General features: G+C 68.4%; 7 protein-coding genes. 2 read left to right on the forward strand and 5 right to left on the reverse strand.

Going from position 1 to position 5,054, the window contains the following annotated elements; genetic code table 11:
• Window positions 1–376 precede the first annotated feature (376 nt).
• Complete coding sequence (locus NX1_RS34675) at window positions 377–577, reverse strand: hypothetical protein (RefSeq protein WP_157120398.1); 201 nt, start codon at window positions 575–577, stop codon at window positions 377–379.
• A 99-nt stretch (window positions 578–676) separates the two neighbouring features.
• Here NX1_RS34675 and NX1_RS34680 point away from each other — a divergent pair, with 99 nt between their 5' ends.
• Window positions 677–1,291, forward strand: a complete 615-nt coding sequence (locus NX1_RS34680) for a TetR/AcrR family transcriptional regulator (RefSeq protein ID WP_068069341.1) — start codon at window positions 677–679, stop codon at window positions 1,289–1,291.
• A gap of 145 nt (window positions 1,292–1,436) precedes the next feature.
• Here the strand turns inward: NX1_RS34680 and NX1_RS34685 are convergent, their stop codons facing one another.
• Window positions 1,437–2,078, reverse strand: a complete 642-nt coding sequence (locus tag NX1_RS34685; protein ID WP_068069344.1) for an NAD(P)-dependent oxidoreductase — start codon at window positions 2,076–2,078, stop codon at window positions 1,437–1,439.
• A 127-nt stretch (window positions 2,079–2,205) separates the two neighbouring features.
• Between NX1_RS34685 and NX1_RS34690 the strand changes: the two genes are divergently transcribed.
• Window positions 2,206–2,700 carry a MarR family winged helix-turn-helix transcriptional regulator gene (locus NX1_RS34690; protein ID WP_068069345.1) on the forward strand — a complete coding sequence of 165 codons (495 nt, stop codon included), beginning with the start codon at window positions 2,206–2,208 and terminating at the stop codon, window positions 2,698–2,700.
• A 36-nt stretch (window positions 2,701–2,736) separates the two neighbouring features.
• Here the strand turns inward: NX1_RS34690 and NX1_RS34695 are convergent, their stop codons facing one another.
• The 3 genes from NX1_RS34695 to msrA form a co-directional block, all read right to left on the reverse strand.
• On the reverse strand, window positions 2,737–3,141 hold the full coding sequence (locus NX1_RS34695; RefSeq protein ID WP_084501993.1) for a DUF8820 family protein: 405 nt from the start codon (window positions 3,139–3,141) through the stop codon (window positions 2,737–2,739).
• 10 nt (window positions 3,142–3,151) lie between these two features.
• Complete coding sequence (locus tag NX1_RS34700; protein WP_157120400.1) at window positions 3,152–3,841, reverse strand: DUF6745 domain-containing protein; 690 nt, start codon at window positions 3,839–3,841, stop codon at window positions 3,152–3,154.
• 447 nt (window positions 3,842–4,288) lie between these two features.
• Entirely contained in the window at window positions 4,289–4,843 is a 555-nt protein-coding gene (msrA, locus tag NX1_RS34705) for a peptide-methionine (S)-S-oxide reductase MsrA (RefSeq protein ID WP_373864945.1), read from the reverse strand.
• Window positions 4,844–5,054 lie beyond the last annotated feature (211 nt).

The raw sequence follows: 5,054 nt of genomic DNA on the forward strand, positions 1-5,054 counted from the left end.
CGACGGCAAGCCGTGCCCGCCGCCGCTGGGCCCCGACGGCAGGCCGGTGCCTCCGCCGCCTGGACACTGAGTCACGCGCCGATCGGATGTGAATCCTGACGCCGAGGTCGGGAGCGAGTCGCACTCGCGCTCGGTTTCCCGACCTCGGCCGCGCCGGGGACCAAATGCCCGTAACAGGCGAGGTCGGGGGCTCCGCCCCGGTGGGCGCCGGAGAACCGCCGTCGGCCCGAGTGGGTGCGGGTCCACCGGGCTCGGCGTCGCCGGGAGCGGCGGTGGCACTGCCTTCGCTCCGGCCTGCCGCCGACGTGGTGGTGGAACTTGCTGATGGCGAATGTGCTGGATCTTGCGGCCGACCCTCCGCGAGACCTCGTATTCGTCAGAAAGAGCAGTCGGTGACCCGGCCCGCCCAGCCGCCCTTCAAGAACTTGATGACGGCACAGAACACATCCTCCGACGACGACCCCGCCACCGCGATGGCCGACGGCGCATCCGCGGGGGACACCGGTTCAGCCATGGCCGGGCCCGCCGACGCGACGAGGCCGGCCGTCATGGCGGCGACAAGAGTGAACTTCTTCATCGGGTACACCGTTCTGTAGTTTTTGCGTGTCAGCGGTTGCTGCGACGGCCCATGTTCACATATTTGACCGATCGGTCGCAATAGAGAGGATTACGAAACGTGGCGCGTACCAAGGAGTTCGACCCCGATGTCGTGCTGGACCTCGCCATGGATCTGTTCTGGCAGCGCGGGTTCGAAGCAACCTCGATGGCCGATCTGGTCGGTCATCTCGGCATCGCAAAGGCAAGCATCTACGCCGCCTTCGGTTGTAAACACGAACTGTTCACCAAGGCGCTGCAACGCTATCTGCAACTCGCCGACGACCGGATCGCCACCGCACTCTCGCAGCCGGGCCCGGCCCTGCCCGCCATCCGAGCGCTCATCGACCGCTTCGTCACCGAAGCCTGCGTCGAGCACCGCTACCTCGGCTGTCTGGTGTCCAATGCCGCCGTGGAGCTGGCCGCCCGTGACCCCGATATCGCCGCACTTGTCGAATCCGGCTGGGCGAGCTGGGAAGCCACGTTCACTGCGGCGTTCACACGCGCCCAGGCACAGAGGGAACTGGCGGCCGACCGCGATCCACGTGCGCTGGCCCGATTCCTGCTGGTCTTCCTGCAAGGCGTATGGGTTTTCGAACGCACCCCCTACGCTGCCGTACGTCTGCACGACGCCGCCCAGGTGGCAGCGGCGTTCCTGTGCGATCAGCCAGCAGCATCCAAGGCCGGGCTCTCCTAGCGGTGTTCCGCATCCCCCGAGCCCACCACCGACGACCTGCAACCGAACCATCCGGCGACAACGCAGCCGCGTCAGATTTATAGCGCCACCGCGCCGATTCCCTCGGCGCGGCCACGCCGGTTGTCACCGCACAGCCACATGGCTCTCACACTGCCGCGACGGTGAACCTCACGCCCCGGTGCGCCGGACGCTCTGCCTCGTCCAGCAGCGCGACCGCGAAGTCCTCCATGGAGATCCGCGAGACACCGTCCGGATCGCTGAGCAGTTCGTCGCCGCCGACGCGGTAGGCGCCGGTGCGCTCACCGGGCGCCAGTTCCGCGGGCGGGCTCAGGTAGGTCCAGTCGGCGGCGGCATCGGCGCGGCACACGGCCAGCTGGTCGGCGCAGGCCTGGGCGATGGCGCGCAATTCCGCGGGAAATTCCGGCATCTCGTGCAAGGTCGCACCCTCGGCGCCGGGGACGATCAGCGTCGCCGCGCCGCCGACCACCAAGAGCCGGACCCCGGCGCGGGCCGCTCCCGAGAGCAGCGCCGCCGTCATCCCGGGCAGGTCGCCTTCCCGGCCGACGGCGGGGCGGGTCGCCGTGATCACCAGATCCTGCCCGGCACCGATGGTTTCGACATCCTCCGCGTTCGCGGCGTCACCCGTGCGCACCCGCACGCCGGTCGGCAGCCCCGCCACCCTTTCGGGATCACGCACCACCGCCGTCACCTCGTGCCCCCGCGCGAGCGCCTCGGCCACGACCCGGCGCCCCACCTCTCCCGCCGCTCCGAACACCGTGATTCGCATCGTGAGAACCTCCTCGCTCCGTCATCACTTAGCACTAAGAAACTTAACTCAACGCTAAACTATTCCGGACGCAAGCTGGCTCACCGAGAACGGGCCGCGCCCGGCGGCGCTCATTTAAGCTGCCGACGTGACCGATCACGTCGACCGCGTCCTGGCCCAGTGGCAGGACCAGCGCCCCGACCTGGATGTCTCGCCGATGGCGGTACTCGGGCGGCTGAGCCGTCTTTCGCTTTTGGTCGGCGCGGAATTGCGCAAGACGTTCGCCGCGCACGGTCTCGACGCCGCCTCGTTCGACGTCTTGGCGACCCTGCGCCGCACCGACCCGCCGCACCGGCTCACCCCCACCGAGCTGACCCGCTCGGCGATGGTCACCTCGGGCGCCATCACCCAGCGCCTCGACCGGTTGGAGGAGCGCGGACTGGTGACGCGCTCCCCCGACGACCGAGACGGACGCGGCGTTCGGGTGACCCTCACCGACACGGGCCGCAAACTCATCGACGCCGCGCTCCCCGACCACGTGTCGACCGAACACCGCCTGCTGGAACCACTTTCGACGACGCAACGCCAGCGCCTCGCCGCCACCCTGCGAATCCTCCTCGAATCCCTCGGTGACACCGACTGACTGACCCAGACCTCGCGAAACTTCTTCCCGGACAACTCAGTCGGCCACGAGGCGGGCCCCGAAATTGCTGTTCTCGCGTTGGCGACGGATCACGTAGGCGCCGGGAGCGGACCCGGTGGCTCCGTGTTCCGGGTGCATGAGGTACGCGACGGTACTCGCGACGAACATGCCCAGGGACAAGCCGGTGGGGTCGTAAAGCGCGGTCGTCCATCGGCACGAGCCGGGTTCGGCGACGAGCGTGTGCGGATTGCCGCCCGCGGCGCCGCGAAGCACCTCGACGCCGCCCGGCGGGACGTGGCGCCACAGCGCGTTCGGCCGGGGCGCCACCTCGTCGAGCAGACGCGTGGGGATGACGAGCAGGTCGCCCTGCGCGTGCATGCCGTCGATGATCGGAATATGCAGTGCCTGCTCGAGCTGTTCGAGCACAAGGGAATCGGTCACGAGTCTCACCTCAGGTGCGATGGAGTAGTTGGGAGTACTGCTCGCGGCTCAGCCCATAGGTCCAGGCGGCCGCGGCGAGGGGATCGTCCAGATGTCCCGGCACGGTCAGGCCGTAGCGGCGGCGGGTGCCGTCGCGTTCGACCGATCCGTTCACCGCGACCAGGACGCGTTCGTTGCGGGGCAGGTCGTAGAGCAGCAGGTCGAAGCCGGGGTTGCCAGGATCGGGCGCGCTCGCCATCAGCCTCATCCCGGCCTGCTCGAGGTAGGCGGGCCAGCCGAGATGTTCGATCGCGGACCGTCGGACCTCGACATTGGGTTCACGGTCGATGGCGGCGGCGGTCGGGTCGGTGATCACCCACTCCGGGACCCGCGTGCCATGCCAGAAGTACAGCTCCCAGCCGTCGCGGTAGCGAACGGCGGGGCCGTCGGCGCAGTGCGGCCGCACCCAGTCGAGGCTGTCCGCCGTTTCGGTGACGAGCGTCTCGGGCGGGTCCGAGATCACACACACCCGCTCGTCCGGCCACCACCACGGGCCACACGCGGACACCGTCGCGGCCAGCGCGTCCCACACGCGCGCCGAGCCGGAACGACCCATGCCCCCGAAATCGGACCAGGCCGGTACCCAGCCGACCCGTAATCGATTGTGCCAGTTGAGCAATGGGCTTGGCCGACCGTGCGCCGCGTCGAGAATCGGCTGCACGGAGCTGCTCCATGACGCCAACAGCGGCTTGGACACCCACCCTTCGAACAACCGACTCGGTGTCTCGGCAGGACTCGGAATATCGGCTTCGAGTGACGAAAGAGCACGCGACACAGGGCTGTCGAGCCCGTGCACCCGCTGGCCCAGGTGACCGGGCTGCCCCGGCTCGCCGGTCGCGAACGCGAGCAACGGCGAGGAAACCCATCGCAAGCGGGGCGGGCTCAGCCCGGCCGATTCGTAGAGTGAGGAGATCGCCGCTTCGGCGGCTGGACGGTCGGGGGGTGCGGTGGACAGCATCCGGCCCAACCATTTTCGACGGATTTCTGCAGCGCTCCGCTGCGTGAGACCACTCACCGGATGACGGTGGTGTCGTCCTTTCCACTGATCATGACAACAAGAGTGACAGACCGACCGTGCTTCGGCAACGGTCGGTCTGACGGGAAACCCTTACGCGGTCTGCCGCTTCGGCAGTTTCCATCCGGGTCGCGGGAAGTGGCAGGTGTATCCGTCCGGGTAGCGCTCCAGGTAGTCCTGGTGCTCCGGCTCGGCCTCCCAGAATTCGCTCGCGGGGGTCACCTCGGTGACGACCTTGCCCGGCCACAATCCCGAGTCGTCGACATCGAGGATGGTCTCCATAGCGGTCCGCCGCTGATCCTCGTCCAGATAGAAGATGGCCGAGCGGTAGCTGGTGCCGATGTCGTTGCCCTGCCGGTCCTTCGTGCTCGGGTCGTGGATCTGGAAGAAGAACTCCAGCAGCGCACGGTAGTCCGTCTCCGCCGGGTCGTACACGATCTCCACGGCCTCCGCGTGGCCAGGATGATTCCGGTACGTGGGGTGATCGTTGCGCCCACCGGTGTACCCGACCCGTGTGGACAGCACCCCGGGCTGCTTACGAATCAAGTCCTGCATGCCCCAGAAGCATCCGCCGGCCAGGATCGCCTTCCGCGTATCGGTCACGCGTCCTCCTTCGCAAAGCGAACTGATGTAGTTCCCGACAACCATTATCGGCCCCACATACAACCGCCGATCCGGCGCGAAAAGTCCCCGATCCTGTCGACGCGTGGACCCCGCGCGCCCCGGGCCGCCGATCGCGGCCGCGGTCGAGCGGAACCCCGGCTGACGCGTGCTCCTCTGGGAGCCGCCGCGCCGAGCGCCACGATCAGGCGATCTGCGAACCCACCGCGCCGCCGATGAGGCCGCCGACCGCGGCGGC

The organism is Nocardia xishanensis NBRC 101358 (genome assembly GCF_001613365.1).
Taxonomy (GTDB): Bacteria; Actinomycetota; Actinomycetes; order Mycobacteriales; family Mycobacteriaceae; genus Nocardia; species Nocardia xishanensis.

What these genes read in the sequence shown, in the direction of transcription:
- NX1_RS34675 (WP_157120398.1), bottom strand. Translation starts at nt 577, where the DNA reads ATGAAGAAGTTCACTCTTGTCGCCGCCATGACGGCCGGCCTCGTCGCG.
- NX1_RS34685 (WP_068069344.1), bottom strand. Translation starts at nt 2,078, where the DNA reads ATGCGAATCACGGTGTTCGGAGCGGCGGGAGAGGTGGGGCGCCGGGTC.
- msrA (WP_373864945.1), bottom strand. Translation starts at nt 4,843, where the DNA reads ATGGTTGTCGGGAACTACATCAGTTCGCTTTGCGAAGGAGGACGCGTG.